The organism is Curtobacterium sp. MCBD17_028 (assembly GCF_003234875.1).
Lineage (GTDB): Bacteria > Actinomycetota > Actinomycetes > Actinomycetales > Microbacteriaceae > Curtobacterium.
In genome coordinates this window covers 73,882-89,502 of record NZ_QKTQ01000009.1, presented here as the reverse complement: position 1 = coordinate 89,502, position 15,621 = coordinate 73,882, and the positions used below count along the sequence as shown (strand labels likewise).

The following is a 15,621-nucleotide window of genomic DNA, read 5'->3' as shown; positions in this document are numbered from 1 at the left end:
CGCTCCGGGACACTGTCCCGGCCGCTCCGCCGCACCTTTGGGGTGACGAGTGATTACTTTACGCACCACCCCACCACCCAGCAAACCACCCCACATCCCGGGCGTGTCGCGGCCGCGCCCAGGATGCACCGCCAGTGCTGATGGACGCCCCAGGTACGACAGAACGCCCGTCCTCACCGGGAGTCCGGGCGTTCGTGGTCGAGGTGGTTCAGCCGATGGTGACGCCGGCCAACGTCTTCTTCCCGCGCCGGAGCACGACCACTCCCCCGGCCAGCACGTCGGCGTCGATGCGCGCGGTCGGGTCGGTGACGCGCTGGTTGTTCACCGAGATCCCGCCCTCCTCGACCGCACGCCGGGCCTTGCCGAGGGACTCGACGAGTCCGGTCTCCACCAGCGCGCGTGTGACGTCGACGTCGGGTGCGAGCGTGACCGACGGCAACTCCGCGATCGCGGCGCGGAGGGTCCCCGCGTCCAGGGCGGCGAGGTCACCGTTGCCGAACAGCGCCGACGCGGCCTCGATCGCCGCCCGCGTCGCCGCTTCGCCGTGCACCAGCGACGTCACCGCGAACGCGAGCGCGCGCTGGGCTTCTCGCCGGAAGGGCTCGTCCGCCACCGCCTGCTCGAGCCGCTCGATCTCGGCGCGCGAGAGGAACGTGAACGCCTTGAGCCGCTCGATCACGTCCGCGTCCGCCGTGTTGAGCCAGAACTGGTAGAACGCGTACGGCGTCGTCATCTCCGGGTCGAGCCAGACGGCGTTGCCCTCGCTCTTGCCGAACTTCGTGCCGTCGGAGTTCGTGATGAGCGGAGTCCCGAGCGCGTGGACCACGGCACCCTCGGTGCGGCGGATCAGTTCGGTGCCGCTCGTCAGGTTGCCCCACTGGTCGCTGCCGCCCGTCTGCAACGTGCAGCCGTACTGACGGTGGAGCTCGCGGTAGTCGAGGCCCTGGAGGATCTGGTAGCTGAACTCGGTGTAGCTGATCCCGGCGTCCGAGTTCAGCCGAGCTGCCACCGCGTCCTTGCGGAGCATCGTGTTGACGCGGAAGTACTTGCCGATGTCACGCAGGAAGTCGATGGCGGACAGCGGCGCCGTCCAGTCGAGGTTGTTCACCATGCGCAGCCCGTTCTCGCCGTCGGGGCTGAGGAACCGCGACACCTGCGCGCGGAGGCGCGTCACCCACTCCTCGACGGTCGCGCGGTCGTTGAGGGTCCGTTCGGCGGTCGGTCGGGGGTCACCGATGAGCCCGGTGGACCCCCCGACCAGGCCGAGCGGCTTGTGGCCGGCCAGCTGCAGTCGGCGCATGAGCAGGAGCTGGTACAGGTTCCCGCAGTGCAGGCTCGGCGCGGTCGGGTCGAACCCGCAGTAGTACGTCAACGGACCGGCTTCGAGCGCTGCCCGCAATGCGGTCTCGTCGGTCGAGACGTGGACGAGCCCGCGCCACTGCAGTTCGTCCCAGATCGAGTCGAAGGACGGGTCGTTCTGCTGGCGCGTCAGGACCTCGGGAACGGTATCGCTGGGCACCCCGTCATCGTAGTGCGCGTCGCCCACCCGACTGCGCTCAGTCCGTCGCCTGGGGATGGCGCCGGTACGAGGACACGGTCGGTTCGCCCGTCAACCAGAATCGCCACGGGAACGCGCGCCCTCCCGCCACGCCCCCGACACCGACCCGCGGGCCGACGGAGATCCGCGGTCTGCCGTCCGCGAGGGATTCGTCGAGGAGCGCGGTCGTCGACGAGGCGAGTCGCTCCTCCAGTCCGTCGGCGAAGCGGAGGACGTACGGTCCGCGGCCGTCGAGCACGCTCGAACCGTCGTCCGTGAGCATCGCGCCGAGCGCCTGACCGAGGTTGCCCGGCCCGCGGGCGAGACCGACGTCGGGCACGCGGTCACCGCGTCGCTCCCGCGCAAGCGAGACGCCCTCGACCACCGCGCCCGCGCGCAGCAACGACCCGGAGGCGAATCCGTCCGGTCCACTGACGACGTTGAGGCAGGTGTGGATGCCGTACGAGCGATAGGCGTACAAGGTCCCTGGCGCACCGAACAGGTGGCGGTTGCGCTGCCGCTGACCGCGGAACGCGTGCGACCCAGGGTCGGTCTCGCCCATGTAGGCCTCGACCTCGGTGATGCGCACGGTCACGCCGCGACCGGTGATGGTCGCACCGAGCAGCGCGGGAGCAGCCGCCAGCGCGGGCTCGCCGAGCACCCCCGCCTCGTCGATCACGCGAGCGGCGCCGCCTCGGTCAGCGATCGGATCCGAGCGGTGAGGGCCACGACCTGTTCGGCGACGCGCTCCGGTGCCGTCCCTCCGGCACCAGCGCGACTGGCGACGCTCCCCTCGACGGTCAGGACCGAGCGGACGTCCGGGGTCAGGTGTTCGGAGACGGACCGGTAATCCGCATCACTCGGTTCGTCGAGCTCGAGGCCGCGCTCCTCGCAGAAGCGCACCAAGGCACCCGAGATCTCGTGCGCGTCACGGAACACCACACCGCGGCGCACCAGCCACTCGGCCACGTCCGTCGCGAGGGAGAACCCCTGCGGCGCGAGCGTCGCCATGCGCTGCGTGTCGAACTCGACGGTCGCGACCATGCCGGTGAACGCCGGGAGCAGCACCTCGAGTTGCGTGACGGAGTCGAACACCGGCTCCTTGTCCTCTTGGAGATCGCGGTTGTACGCCAACGGGAGTCCCTTGAGCGTCGCGAGCAGCCCGGTGAGGTTGCCGATGAGGCGGCCGCTCTTGCCGCGCGCGAGTTCCGCGATGTCCGGGTTCTTCTTCTGCGGCATGATGCTCGACCCGGTCGAGAACCCGTCGTGCAGCCGGACGAAGCCGAACTCCTTCGTGTTCCAGACGATGAGTTCCTCGGCCAGCCGCGACACGTCGATCCCGATCTGCGCGGTGACGTAGGCGAATTCCGCCACGACGTCGCGCGACGCCGTCGCGTCGATCGAGTTCTCGGTGGGGCGAGCGAAACCCAGGTCTGCCGCGACCGCGGCGGGATCGAGACCGAGTGAGCTCCCGGCGAGCGCACCCGCGCCGTAGGGGGACGCGGATGCCCGGGAGGCCCAGTCACGGAAGCGCTCGAGGTCACGGACCAGCGGCCAAGCGTGGGCGAGCAGGTGGTGCGCGAGCAACACCGGCTGCGCGTGCTGCAGGTGCGTGCGCCCGGGCATCACGGCCTCACGGTGGGCGTCCGCCTGCGCACTCAGCGCGTCGATGAGGTCCACCAGCAGGTGCCCGATCCGTCGCGCGTGGTCGAGCAGGTACAGCCGCACCAGCGTCGCGATCTGGTCGTTCCGGCTGCGGCCGGCCCGGAGCTTCCCACCGAGGTCGCCCCCGATGTCCTCGATGAGCAGACGCTCGAGCGCCGAGTGCACGTCCTCGTCGTCCTGGCCCGGTCGGGCCGTGCCGGCCGCGACCGCAGCGTCCAGTCGGTCGAGACCGTCCAGCATCCGGCTGAGTTCGTCCTCGGACAGGTACCCGGCCACCGCGAGGGCGCGGGCGTGTGCCCGCGACCCCGCGATGTCGTACGGCGCCAGCTGCCAGTCGAACTGCGTGGACCTGCTCAGTTCGACGAGCTCCGGGGAGGGACCGCTGCTGAACCGCCCGCCCCACAGCGCGCCGGCCTCGCCGGCCCTGCTCGTGCTCTGCTCGTCCGCCATGCCGCCGCTCCGCCTCAGTTGGCCAGGTCGCGCCGAGCGGAGATCTTGCTCGGCAGGGACCAGATCTCGATGAAGCCCTTGGACAGCGACTGGTCGAACGTGTCGCCCGTGTCGTACGTGGCGAGGTCGAAGTCGTACAGGGACTGCTCGCTCCGACGGCCCGTCACGGTCGCACGGCCGCCGTGCAGCTGCAGGCGGATGTCACCGGACACGTACTGCTGGGTGTCCTCGATGAACGCGTCGAGGCTGCGCTTGAGCCCGGAGAACCAGAGACCGTCGTACACGAGGTTCGCCCACTCGGACTCGACCCCGCGCTTGTAGCGGTTGACGTCACGTTCGAGCGTCAGGCTCTCGAGTTCCTCGTGCGCCGCGATGAGCGCCATCGCGGCGGGCGCTTCGTAGACCTCGCGGCTCTTGATGCCGACGAGCCGGTCCTCGACCACGTCGATCCGCCCGACGCCGTGCTTGCCCGCCAGTGCGTTGAGCTCCTGCACGATGCGGAGTGCGCTGAAGCGCTGTCCGTCGATCGCGACCGGTACGCCGTGCTCGAACGTGATGGTGACCTCGTCCGCGGCGCGCTCGACCGTCGGGTCCTGCGTGTACGAGTACAGGTCCTCGATCGGCGGGTTCCAGGGGTCCTCGAGGAACCCGGTCTCCACCGCGCGGCCCCAGACGTTCTGGTCGATCGAGTACGGCGACTTCTTGCTCTGTTCGATGGGCAGGTCGTGCTCCTGCGCGTACACGATCGCCTTGTCGCGCGTGAGTGCGAGGTCCCGGACCGGCGCGACACTCGTCAGGTCGGGGGCGATCGCGGCGACCGCTGCCTCGAACCGGACCTGGTCGTTGCCCTTGCCGGTGCAGCCGTGGGCGACGCTGTCCGCGCCGAGCTGCTTGGCGGTGAGGGCGAGGTGCTTCGCGATGAGCGGCCGGCTCAGGGCGGACACGAGCGGGTAGCGCTTCTGGTAGAGGGCGTTCGCCTTGAGCGCCGGCATCAGGTAGTCGTCGGCGAACTCGTCCTTGGCGTCGACGACGATCGACTCGACGGCGCCGCAGTCGAGCGCGCGCTGACGGATGCGGTCCATGTCCTCGCCGCCCTGGCCGACGTCGACGGCGAGTGCCACGACCTCCTTGCCGGTGGCGTCCTTGAGCCATCCGATGCCGACGGAGGTGTCGAGCCCTCCGGAGTACGCGAGTACGACGCGGTCTGCCATGGTTCTCCTTCTCAGGGGATGCGGGGTGCGGGGTGGATGTTCGTCGCGGGCCGAGGTCAGTCGGCCGCGTGGTCGAGGAGCCAGGCGAGAAGGGCCTTCTGCGCGTGCAGTCGGTTCTCGGCCTCGTCCCAGATGATGCTCCGCGGACCGTCGATGACCGCTTCGGTCACCTCGTAGCCGCGGTCGGCGGGCAGGCAGTGCATGAACACGGCGTCGGCGGCGGCGTGCGCCATGAGCTCGTCGTCGACGCGGTACCCGGAGAAGGTCTCGAGGCGCGCTTGCTTCTCGTCCTCCTTGCCCATGGACACCCAGGTGTCGGTGACGACGACGTCGGCACCGCTCACCGCCGCGACGGGATCCGTCACGACGAGGGCGGAGCCACCGGTCCGCGCGCCGACGCGCTCGGCGTCGGCGACGACCTGCCGGTCGGGTGCGAACGTGACGGGGGCCGCGACACGGACGTGCATGCCCGCGGTCGTCCCCGCGAGCAGGTAGGACTGGGCCATGTTGCTCGCGCCGTCGCCGACGAAGGCGATCGTCTGGCCGGCGAGCGTGCCCCGGTGCTCGCGGATCGTCAGGAGGTCCGCGAGGAGCTGGCAGGGATGGAAGTCGTCCGACAGCGCGTTCACGACCGGCACCGTGGTCCCAGCGGCCATCTCCTCGAGCCCGGCCTGCGCGTACGTGCGCCAGACGATGGCGGACACCATCCGTTCGAGCACGCGCGCCGTGTCGGACGGGGTCTCCTTGCCGCCGAGCTGACTGTTGGCGGTGGAGATGATGAGCGGGCTGCCCCCGAGGTCGCTGATGCCGACGTGGAACGACACGCGCGTCCGGGTGGAGGACTTGTCGAAGATGACCGCCACGCTCTGGGGCCCCGCCAGCGGCTTCGCGCCCCAGCGGTCGACCTTCATCGCCGCGGCGAGGTCGAGGATCTCGAGCTGCTCCGCCTGGGTGAGGTCGTCGTCCCGGAGGAAGTGGCGGGTCATGCCGCTGCCTCCATCGCCTGCGCGAGGATCACCAGGAACTCGTCGATCTCGGCGTCGGACACGATGAGCGGCGGTGCGATCCGGATGGATGACTCGTTCGGAGCGTTGACGATGAGCCCGCGCTCGAGCGCGGCCGTGTTGATCGCGGGGGCGACGGGTCGGGTGAGTCCGATCCCGACGAGGAGGCCCTCGCCCCGCACCTCGTCGACGAGCGGGCTGCCGATGGCTGCGATCCCGGCGCGGATGCGCTCGCCCTTGCCGCGCGCCGCCTCCACGAGCCCGGTGGTCTCGATCTCGCCGAGCACGGCGTTCGCGACCCGCGTCGCCAGCGGGTTCCCGCCGAAGGTGGACCCGTGCTGGCCTGCCGAGAACAGGTCGGACGCCCACCCGAACGTGACGAGTGCGCCGATCGGGAAGCCTCCGGCGATGCCCTTCGCGATCGTGATCGCGTCGGGCGTGATCCCGTGCCCCTGGAAGGCGAACCACGACCCGGTGCGTCCCACGCCGGTCTGGATCTCGTCGAGGATGAGCAACGCGCCGTGCTGCTCCGTCAGCGCTCGCGCCGCCGCGAGGAAGCCCTCGGGCAGGTCGACGACGCCGGCCTCGCCCTTGATCGGTTCGAGCACGAGTGCGGCGACCTGGTCGTCGATCGCGGCCTCGAGCGCCTCGATGGTGGAGTCGATGTGTTCGACCCCGGGGATCATCGGCTCGAAGTCCTCGCGGAGGGCGGGCTTGCCGGTGAGCGCGAGGGCACCCATCGTGCGTCCGTGGAACGAGTTCTGCAACGCGAGGATCCGCGTGCGGGACCCGTCGCCCTTGTTCAGCCGTGCGAGCTTGAACGCGGCTTCGTTCGCCTCGGCCCCGGAGTTACCGAAGTAGACGCGACCCGCGTCCCCCGCGCCGGTGATGCGCTTGAGGCGTTCCGCGAGCTCGAGCTGCGGCGGCGTGGCGAAGTAGTTCGACACGTGCATGAGCTTCGACGCCTGGTCCGTCACGGCCTCGACCACCGCGGGGTGGGCATGACCGAGCGAGTTCACGGCGATGCCCGCCAGGAAGTCGAGGTACTCCTTGCCGTCGACGTCCCACACCCGGCAGCCGCGGCCACGCTCGAGCATGATCTTCGGTGGGGTCAGCGATCGCATGAGCGACGCGCCGAACCGGTCGTTCCAGCCAGTCTGGGTCGTCATGCTCATGCTTCGTTCCGTTCGTCAGCAGCGGCCAGGTGTCCGGGCGCGCGTCGTTCGTTGGGGATGACCTCGGTGCCGGCACCGCGCAGGGTGAACACCTCGAGGAGGATGGAGTGCGGGATACGGCCGTCGATGATGGTCGCGCCGCCGACGCCCGCGACCACGGCATCGAGACAGGCGGTCATCTTCGGGATCATGCCGGACTCGAGGCTCGGCAGGAGTTCCCGGAGTTCGTCGACCGAGATGAGGTCGATCACGGAGTCCCGGTCGGGCCAGTTCCGGTACAGCCCCGGCACGTCGGTCAGCATCATGAGCTTCGACGCGCGCAGCGCGATCGCCAGGGCTGCCGCCGCGGCGTCGGCGTTCACGTTGAGGGCCTGCTCCGGATCGCTCTCGTCGATCGCGATGCTCGACACCACCGGGATCCGGTTGGCCTCGATCGCGGCGAGCACCTCGGTTGGGTCGACCTCGGTGATGTCGCCGACGTGACCGAGGTCGAACTCCTCGCCGTCGATGACCACACCGCGCTTGTGCCCGGAGAACAACGAGCCGCCGTCGCCGGACACGCCGACCCCGAGTCCGGCGCCGTGCTCGTCGAGCAGGTCGACGATCTCGCGGTTGACCTCACCGGCCAGGACGTCGCGCACGACCGTGATCGCTTCGGTCGTGGTCACGCGGTACCCGCCACGGAACTCCGACGCGATGCCCTGTTGCTCGAGCGCGGCCGAGATCTGCGGGCCGCCACCGTGCACCACCACCGGGTGGAGCCCCGCGTAGCGCAGGTAGACCATGTCCTCGGCGAACGCGCGCTTGAGGTCGTCGTTCACCATCGCGTTGCCGCCGAACTTCACGACGACGACCTTGCCGGAGTAGCGCTTGATCCAGGGCAGCGACTCGATGAGCGTGGCGGCCTTGACCGCGGCGAGTTCCTGGTCCTCGGTGAGGAGTCCGTCGTTGTCCACGTGTGTTCCGTTCGCCATCAGCTCGAGTACGCGCTGTTCTCGTGCACGTAGTCGTGCGTCAGGTCGTTCGTCAGGATCGTCGCCGCGTGGGGGCCGACCCCGAGGTCGATGTGCACGTGCGTGTCGCGCGGCGTCAGGTCGACCTGGTCGCTCGGGCGGTCCGGAGCGCCGGCGTGACACACGCGGACCCCGTTCATGCTGACGTCGACCGCGTACGGGTCGAACTCGGCGTCCGTCGTGCCGATCGCCGCGAGCACCCGCCCCCAGTTGGGGTCGTTGCCGAACACGGCGGCCTTGAACAGGTTGTTGCGGGCGACGCTGCGCCCGACCGTCACCGCGTCGTCCTCGCTGGCCGCGCCGACGACCTCGATCGCGATGTCGTGGCTCGCGCCCTCGGCGTCCTGCTGGAGCTGACGCGCGAGGTCCGCGCACACCGCGGTGAGGGCCTCCTGGAAGTCACCGACCTCGGGGGTCGTCCCGGAGGCGCCGGAGGCCATGAGCACGACCGTGTCGTTCGTGGACATGCAGCCGTCGGAGTCGACGCGGTCGAACGTGACGCGTGTTGCCGCGCGGAGGGCCTGGTCCAGCGCGTCCGACGCCAGGTCGGCATCCGTCGTGATCACCACGAGCATCGTCGCGAGCCCGGGCGCGAGCATCCCGGCGCCCTTCGCCATGCCACCGATCGTCCAGCCGTCGACGGACACCACCGACTGCTTGGCGTGCGTGTCGGTGGTGATGATCGCCTCGGCCGCCGCCGGACCGCCGTCGGTGCTGAGCCCGGCGGCAGCCAGTCCGACACCACGGAGCACGCCCTCGCGGAAGGCCTCGCCCCCGACCCCGATGAGGCCGGTCGAGCACACCACGACGTCAGCTGCACCGACACCGATGACGTCGGCCACCGCCTCGGCCGTCTGGTGCGTCGTCTGGAACCCGAAGGACCCGGTGAAGCAGTTCGCACCGCCCGAGTTGAGGACGACCGCACGCGCGACGCCGTCCGCGACGACCTGCTGGGACCAGATGACCGGGTTCGCCTTCGCCCGGTTGCTCGTGAACACCGCGGCGACCGCGTCGGACGGACCGTCGTTGACGACGAGGGCGACGTCCGGCTTGCCACTCGGCTTCAACCCGGCGGTGACGCCCGTCGCGCGGAACCCGGCCGCGGCCGTGACGCCCTGGAGGGACGGCACCGCGGTCCCGTCGGTCACCGCGGTCACGGGGCGACTCCGTCGATCGAGAGACCGAGCGTCTCCGGCAGACCGAGCGCGATGTTGGTGGACTGCACAGCGGCACCGGCCGTGCCCTTGGCCAAGTTGTCCAGCGCCGAGATCGCGACGACGCGTCGAGCGGCCTCGTCGACCGCGATGCCCACGAGCGCCGTGTTCGCACCGACCGTGTCCGCGACGCGCGGGTACTCGCCCTCGGGCAGGAGGTGGACGAACGGTTCGTCGGCGTACGCCTGTTCCCAGGCCAGCCGGACGTCGTGCGCGCCCACACCGGGCGCGAGCCGCGCGGACGTGGTCGCGAGGATGCCCCGGGCCATCGGGACGAGCACGGGTGTGAAGGACACCCGCACCGACGAGGCCCCGGCGACGCGGAGGTTCTGCTGGATCTCCGGCACGTGCCGGTGCGTGCCCCCGACCGCGTAGGCGGACGCGGACCCCAGGATCTCGGCGGCCAGGTAGGTCGTCGCGAGCTTCTTGCCCGCACCCGACGGCCCGACGCTCAGCACCGCGACGATGTCGTCCGTCTCCACGACGCCCGCGGCGACCCCGGGCGCGATCCCCAGGGTCACGGCGGTGACGTTGCACCCCGGTACTGCGATGCGCTTCGTCCCGACGAGCTCGGACCGTTGCTTGGCGGCGGCGCCCGATCCGCCGGCCCGCACGAGTTCGGGTAGACCGTACGTCCACGCGCCGTGGTACGCACCGCCGTAGAACGCCGACCAGTCGGCCGGGTCCGTCAGACGGTGGTCCGCACCGCAGTCGACCACGAGCGCGTCGTCCCCGAGCTGCTCGGTGATCGCGCCGGACTGGCCGTGGGGCAGCGCGAGGAACACGACGTCGTGCCCGCGCAGCTGCTCCGGGGTGGTCTCGGTCAGGGTGAGGTGTGCGAGCGAGCGGAGGTGCGGCTGTGTCGCGATGAGCGGTTGTCCGGCGTTCGAGAACGCCGTCACCGTCCTGACGTCGAACTCGGGATGGGCGGAGAGCACGCGCAGGAGCTCCCCACCCGCGTAGCCGCTGGCTCCCGCCACGGCGACGGATACGGACATGGGTTCCACCTTGATGATCGGACTTCGGTCGAGGGAGTCGGAGGCGGCGACCCCGGGCGAGGCTGATCCCGAGTGGATCAGTCGCGCAGGGTCGCCCCGAATCGCTCGCCGGCACGTCGGACGGCGCCGTCTCGGGCCTCGGTGGCCTCGGCGGCGGTCAGCGTGCGGTCCGTGGCGCGGAACCGCAGCGCGAAGGTCAGGGACTTCTGTCCCTCCGTCACGCCGGCGCCCCGGTAGTCGTCCACGAGGCGAGCATACTCCAGCAGCGCACCGGCGCCATCGCGGACGGCGTCGAGCACCGCGCCCGCCGGCACATCCACGTCGACCACGAGGGACAGGTCCTGCGTCGCCGCGGGGTAGGAGACGATCGCCTCGGGCAGGACCGCGGCGGGGGCCGCAGCCACGAGGGCGTCGAGGTCGAGTTCGACGACCGCGACCACGCGCGGCAGGTCGGCGTCGGCCGTCGTCGACGGGAGGAGCTCGCCGACCACGCCGACGGGGTGATCGCCGACCGACACCAGGGCCGCACGGCCGGGATGCATCGACGGGTGTTCCGTCTGCGCGACGGTCAGCTCGGCGCCGACCGCCCACGCGACCGTCCGCGCCACGTCGAGCGCGTCGGCGACGCCGTACGGCTCGGCCGCCACACCGGGCTGCTTGAGGAGCCGCGACCCCGTCAGCAGTGCCGACACGTGTGTGGGCTGCGCCGGGAGCGACGCGGTCATCGCGGCGAGGGTGGCGTCGTCGGGACGCTCCGCACCGCGCGGGATCGTCGTCGTGCCGAGTTCGGCCCCCAGGGCGGGCAGGAACACGGAGGCCGCCTCGAACACCGCGACGTCGACGAGGCCACGCGCCGTGTTGCGACGGGCGATGTCGACGAGCCCGGGCAGACCGGAACGACGGAGCAGGTGCAGCTCGCTGTCGAGTGGGTTCGCCAGTGCGACGCTCGGACCGCCGGCCGCGTCGATCCCGGGGAACGCATCAGCCGTCGCCGTGGCGACGAACGGGGCCGTCACGACCTCGACCAGGCCCTGGGCCGCGAGTGCCGCGACGACGCGGCGACGGGCACGCTGGGCACGGCTGAGGCCACGTCCGGGCGGCGCGACCGGCAGCACGCTCGGGATCCGCGCGTAGCCGACGATGCGCGCGACCTCCTCGATCAGCGAGACGTCGTCGACGAGGTCCGGCCGCCACGACGGCGGCGTGACCGTGAGCAGGTCCGCGTCGGTCGTGACCTCGGCGCCGACGGACCGGAGGGTCTCGACGACCTCGGCCTCGGTGTAGGCCACGCCGACGACGGACTCGGGCGCATCGAGACGCATCGACACCGCCGGGCGGGGCGAGCGATCGACGAGCGTCGATCCGAGGTCGTCCGCGGTGCCACCCGCGAGCTCGACGAGGAGCTCGACGGCGCGGGCCGCCGCAGCCTCGGCCACGAGGGGGTCCACACCCCGCTCGAACCGCTTCGAGGCCTCGCTCGGGAGCTTGTGCCGACGGGCCGACCGAGCGATGGACACCGGATCGAATCCGGCGGCCTCGATGAGGACGTCGGTCGTCCCCGTTCCGATCTCGGTGCGCGCGCCGCCCATGACGCCCGCGAGCCCGACCGGGCCGGCGTCATCGGCGATGACGAGGTCCTCGGGGTCGAGTCGGCGTTCGACGTCGTCCAGGGTCACGAGGGTCTCGCCCGGCGTCGCGCGGCGGACGGTGAGCCCGCCCTGCAGCGCGCCGAGGTCGTAGCCGTGCAGGGGCTGGCCGAGTTCGAACATCACGTAGTTCGTGATGTCCACGGGCAGCGAGATGCTCCGGACGCCGACGAGTCGGAGCCGCGCGATCATCCAGGCGGGCGTCGGGCGGGTCGGGTCGATGCCGCGGACCACGCGCGTCACGAAGGTCCGGGCGCCCACGTTGCCGCGGATCGGTGCGTCGTCCGCGATGGTGACCGCGAAGCCGTCACCCGACCGCGGAGCCGGACGCTCGGCGGGGTCGTGGAAGGTCGCCCCCGTGGCGTGGGCGTACTCGCGCGCCACGCCGCGGATGCTGAACGCGTACCCGCGGTCGGGGGTGACGTTGATCTCGACCGCGGCGTCGTCGAGCCCGAGGAGCGCGATGGCGTCCGCGCCGACCTCGGGCTCCATGCCGAGGTCCGCGAAGCGGAGGATGCCGTCGTGGTCCTCGCCGAGACCGAGCTCGCGGGCGGAGGCGATCATGCCGTCGGACACGTGTCCGTACGTCTTCCGGGCGGCGATCGGGAACGGACCGGGCAGCACGGCACCAGGCAGCGTGACGACCACGAGGTCACCGACGTCGAAGTTGTGCGCGCCGCAGACGATGCCCCGCGGTTCCGGTTCGCCCACGTCCACCTGGCACCAGTTGATCGTCTTGCCGTTCTTCTGCGGCTCCGGCACGCGTTCGAGGACTCGGCCGACGACGATCGGCCCCGTCAGGTCGAACGCGTGCTCGGCCTCTTCTTCGAACCCGACCGACACGAGGGCGGCGTGGACGTGCTCGAGGGTCGCGTCCTCGGGGAGGTCGACTGACTCACCGAGCCATCGGAGTGGGACGCGCATCAGACCACCGTTCCGAACTGCTGCGAGAAGCGGATGTCGCCCTCGACCATGTCACGCATGTCGTTGAGGTCGTTGCGGAACTGCAGCGTCCGCTCGATCCCCATGCCGAACGCGAAGCCCTGGTACTCGGACGGGTCGATGCCGGCCGAGCGGAGCACGTTCGGGTTGACCATGCCGCACCCACCCCACTCGACCCAGCGCGCGCCGCCCTTGGCGTTCGGCTGCCAGACGTCCATCTCGGCGGAGGGCTCGGTGAACGGGAAGTAGTTGGGCCGGAGCCGGATCTGGGCGTCGGCGCCGAACATCTGCCGCGCGAAGTGCTCGAGCGTGCCGCGCAGGTGCGCCATCGTCAGTCCCCGGTCGACAGCGATGCCCTCGACCTGGGTGAAGACGGGCGTGTGCGTCGCGTCGAGTTCGTCCGACCGGTACACGCGTCCGGGCGCGATGACGTACAGCGGCACACCGCGCCCGAGGAGCGATCGGACCTGGACGGGCGACGTGTGCGTGCGCATGAGCAGGTGCCGCTCGACCGGCTCGACGAACAGCGTGTCCTGCATCGCGCGAGCGGGGTGGTCCTGGTCGAAGTTGAGGGCGTCGAAGTTGAACCACTCGTGCTCGAGCTCGGGGCCCTCGGCGACCTCCCACCCCATGCCGACGAAGATGTCCGCGATCGTCTCCTGCAGCAACGACAGCGGGTGTCGCGCGCCGGGCTGGTGGCGCACCGGCAGCGCCGTGACGTCGACCCGCTCCGACTCGAGGCGGGCGCGCTCCTCGGCCACGGCGAGGACGGCCTCTTGCTCGGCGATCGCCTGGTTCACCCGCGCCCGCGCCTGGCCGACGAGCTTGCCGGCCTCGGCCTTCTGCTCCTTCGGCACCGTCCGCATGGACGCGTTGAGCCGCGCGAGCACCGACTGCTCGCCGGTGTGTTCGGCGCGGGCGTGCTTGAGCTCCGCGACCGTCGTCGCGGCGCGGACGGCGACGAGTGCCGACTCCACGGCAGCGGCGACCGCCGGCTCGCTGATCTCGAGTGGTTCTGACACGGTACGCAAGCCTACCGGGCAGGCGTCGGGCCTCCCGGTACACCGTCCGGACCGTGGACAGCGACGTGTGCTGCCCGGCGGTGGAGGACCACCAGCGGTCAGGACCGGTGCGCGAACGCGCTCTCGTACAGACAGACCGACGCCGCCGTCGCGAGGTTCATCGACTCCGCCTGGCCGTAGATGGGCACCCGGACCGCGCGGTCGACGAGGGCCAGGTCCGCGGCGGTGAGTCCGCGGGCCTCGTTGCCGAACACCCAGGCGGTCGGACCGTCGAGCATGCCGTCGCTCCGCACCACCGGGAGTTCCTCGCCCGACACGTCCGCCGCGAGCACGGTGTAGCCCGCGGCGCGTGCTCGGTCCACCGCCGAGGCCAGCTCGACACCGACGGACACGGGGACGTGGAACAGCGACCCCGTCGTCGACCGCACCACCTTGGGGTTGTAGGGGTCGACGCTCCGCCCGGTCATCACGACGGCCTGCGCGCCCGCGGCGTCCGCGGCACGGATGATCGTGCCCGCGTTGCCCGGATCGCGCACCTGTTCGAGGATCGCCACGAGACCGGGCAGACCCGCGTCCTCGCCGGCGCCCGGCCGGAAGACGTCCTTGACCGACGTCGGGAACTGCTCGCACACGGCGACCACACCCTGCGGCGTGACGGTGTCGGCCATCGCCTCGAGGACCTGCTCCGTCACGAACACGACCGGGAGGTCGGCGGCCGCCGCGGCCTCGCCGAGCTCCGGATGGCGCTCGAGAGCCGTGGGGGTCGCGAACAGGTCGTGGAGCAGCTCGGGCCGGAAGCGCAGGGCCTCGGACACGGCCTGGGGCCCCTCGAGCAGGAACCGCCGGGTCTCGGCGCGGACCTCCTTGCGGGACAGCTGTGCGACCGTCCGGACGCGGGAGGAGCGGGGGTTGTCGAGCAGTTCGGTCACCCGCCCAGTGTGGCAGGGACGGCCGTCACGCCCGTCCGAGCCGCGTGCGCCGCGGGCCGGGAGGCGCGGGTCGGGAGGCGCGGGTCGGGCCCGCACCGGACCTCCCGACCGCCCCCGGAACAGCGAGCGGGCCCGACCACGTGACGTGGTCGGGCCCGCTCGGGTGCGCGATGGCTCAGGCAGCGGCCTTCGGCGCGGACGTGTCCGCCGGGAGCGCGTTCTTGGCGGTCTCGACGAGCGCCGCGAAGGTCTCCGGGTTGTTGACCGCGAGGTCGGCGAGGATGCGGCGGTCGACCTCGACACCCGCGAGCCCGAGGCCCTGGATGAGGCGGTTGTAGGTCAGCCCGTTCGCGCGCGACGCGGCGTTGATGCGCTGGATCCAGAGGCGACGGAACTCGCCCTTCTTGGCGCGGCGGTCGCGGTACGCGTAGACGAGGGAGTGGGTGACCTGCTCCTTCGCCTTGCGGTACAGGCGCGACCGCTGACCGCGGTAGCCCTCGGCGCGCTCGAGAACGACGCGACGCTTCTTGGCGGCGTTGACCGCCCTCTTCACTCTTGCCATGGTGGTTTCCTAACGTTCCGGGTCGGCGATGGTCGGCGAGGGCCGATCAGTGGCCGAGGAGCTTCTTGACGGCCTTGACGTCGGCCTTCGCGAGGACCTGGTCCTCGTTGAGGCGGGCCTTGCGCTTCGCGGCCTTGACCTCGAGGTTGTGACGCATACCAGCCTGCTGCTTCATGATCTTGCCGGAGCCGGTGATCTTGAAGCGCTTCTTGGACCCGGAGTGGGTCTTCTGCTTGGGCATGTGGGTGCCTTT

14 protein-coding genes are annotated in these 15,621 nt (G+C 71.2%); all 14 read right to left on the bottom strand.

Features of this window, described 5'->3' with window-relative positions; genetic code table 11:
• Positions 1–208 precede the first annotated feature (208 nt).
• The 14 genes from tyrS to rpmI all read right to left on the bottom strand — a co-directional run bounded on the left by tyrS (position 209) and on the right by rpmI (position 15,609).
• On the bottom strand, positions 209–1,519 hold the full coding sequence (gene tyrS / locus DEI86_RS11885) for a tyrosine--tRNA ligase (protein ID WP_181439769.1): 1,311 nt from the start codon (positions 1,517–1,519) through the stop codon (positions 209–211).
• A 37-nt stretch (positions 1,520–1,556) separates the two neighbouring features.
• Positions 1,557–2,216 carry a DNA-3-methyladenine glycosylase gene (locus tag DEI86_RS11880; protein WP_258376533.1) on the bottom strand — a complete coding sequence of 220 codons (660 nt, stop codon included), beginning with the start codon at positions 2,214–2,216 and terminating at the stop codon, positions 1,557–1,559.
• Positions 2,213–3,652, bottom strand: coding sequence for an argininosuccinate lyase (gene argH, locus DEI86_RS11875; protein ID WP_111049629.1), 1,440 nt, complete (start codon positions 3,650–3,652; stop codon positions 2,213–2,215). The genes DEI86_RS11880 and argH overlap by 4 nt, the downstream gene beginning before the upstream one ends.
• A gap of 14 nt (positions 3,653–3,666) precedes the next feature.
• Positions 3,667–4,863, bottom strand: a complete 1,197-nt coding sequence (locus DEI86_RS11870) for an argininosuccinate synthase (protein WP_111011138.1) — start codon at positions 4,861–4,863, stop codon at positions 3,667–3,669.
• 56 nt (positions 4,864–4,919) lie between these two features.
• Positions 4,920–5,849 carry an ornithine carbamoyltransferase gene (argF, locus tag DEI86_RS11865; protein ID WP_111049628.1) on the bottom strand — a complete coding sequence of 310 codons (930 nt, stop codon included), beginning with the start codon at positions 5,847–5,849 and terminating at the stop codon, positions 4,920–4,922.
• The gene (locus DEI86_RS11860; protein ID WP_111049627.1) at positions 5,846–7,042 is read right to left on the bottom strand and encodes an acetylornithine transaminase; all 1,197 of its coding nucleotides are present in this window, start codon (positions 7,040–7,042) and stop codon (positions 5,846–5,848) included. Before DEI86_RS11860 ends, argF begins: the two co-directional genes overlap by 4 nt.
• The gene (argB, locus tag DEI86_RS11855) at positions 7,039–8,016 is read right to left on the bottom strand and encodes an acetylglutamate kinase (RefSeq protein WP_111049626.1); all 978 of its coding nucleotides are present in this window, start codon (positions 8,014–8,016) and stop codon (positions 7,039–7,041) included. Before argB ends, DEI86_RS11860 begins: the two co-directional genes overlap by 4 nt.
• Positions 8,016–9,212 carry a bifunctional glutamate N-acetyltransferase/amino-acid acetyltransferase ArgJ gene (argJ, locus tag DEI86_RS11850; RefSeq protein WP_258370219.1) on the bottom strand — a complete coding sequence of 399 codons (1,197 nt, stop codon included), beginning with the start codon at positions 9,210–9,212 and terminating at the stop codon, positions 8,016–8,018. The genes argB and argJ overlap by 1 nt, the downstream gene beginning before the upstream one ends.
• Entirely contained in the window at positions 9,209–10,267 is a 1,059-nt protein-coding gene (argC, locus tag DEI86_RS11845) for an N-acetyl-gamma-glutamyl-phosphate reductase (protein WP_111011134.1), read from the bottom strand. The genes argJ and argC overlap by 4 nt, the downstream gene beginning before the upstream one ends.
• A gap of 77 nt (positions 10,268–10,344) precedes the next feature.
• On the bottom strand, positions 10,345–12,837 hold the full coding sequence (gene pheT / locus DEI86_RS11840; protein ID WP_111049625.1) for a phenylalanine--tRNA ligase subunit beta: 2,493 nt from the start codon (positions 12,835–12,837) through the stop codon (positions 10,345–10,347).
• Positions 12,837–13,877: a phenylalanine--tRNA ligase subunit alpha gene (pheS, locus tag DEI86_RS11835; RefSeq protein ID WP_111011132.1), complete on the bottom strand. Its 1,041-nt coding sequence runs from the start codon at positions 13,875–13,877 to the stop codon at positions 12,837–12,839. Before pheS ends, pheT begins: the two co-directional genes overlap by 1 nt.
• 98 nt (positions 13,878–13,975) lie before the next feature.
• Complete coding sequence (locus tag DEI86_RS11830; protein ID WP_111049635.1) at positions 13,976–14,797, bottom strand: RNA methyltransferase; 822 nt, start codon at positions 14,795–14,797, stop codon at positions 13,976–13,978.
• A 184-nt stretch (positions 14,798–14,981) separates the two neighbouring features.
• Complete coding sequence (rplT, locus tag DEI86_RS11825) at positions 14,982–15,368, bottom strand: 50S ribosomal protein L20 (RefSeq protein ID WP_111011131.1); 387 nt, start codon at positions 15,366–15,368, stop codon at positions 14,982–14,984.
• Positions 15,369–15,414: 46 nt separating this feature from the next.
• Positions 15,415–15,609, bottom strand: a complete 195-nt coding sequence (gene rpmI / locus DEI86_RS11820; protein WP_111011130.1) for a 50S ribosomal protein L35 — start codon at positions 15,607–15,609, stop codon at positions 15,415–15,417.
• Between the last annotated feature and the right edge of the window lie 12 nt (positions 15,610–15,621).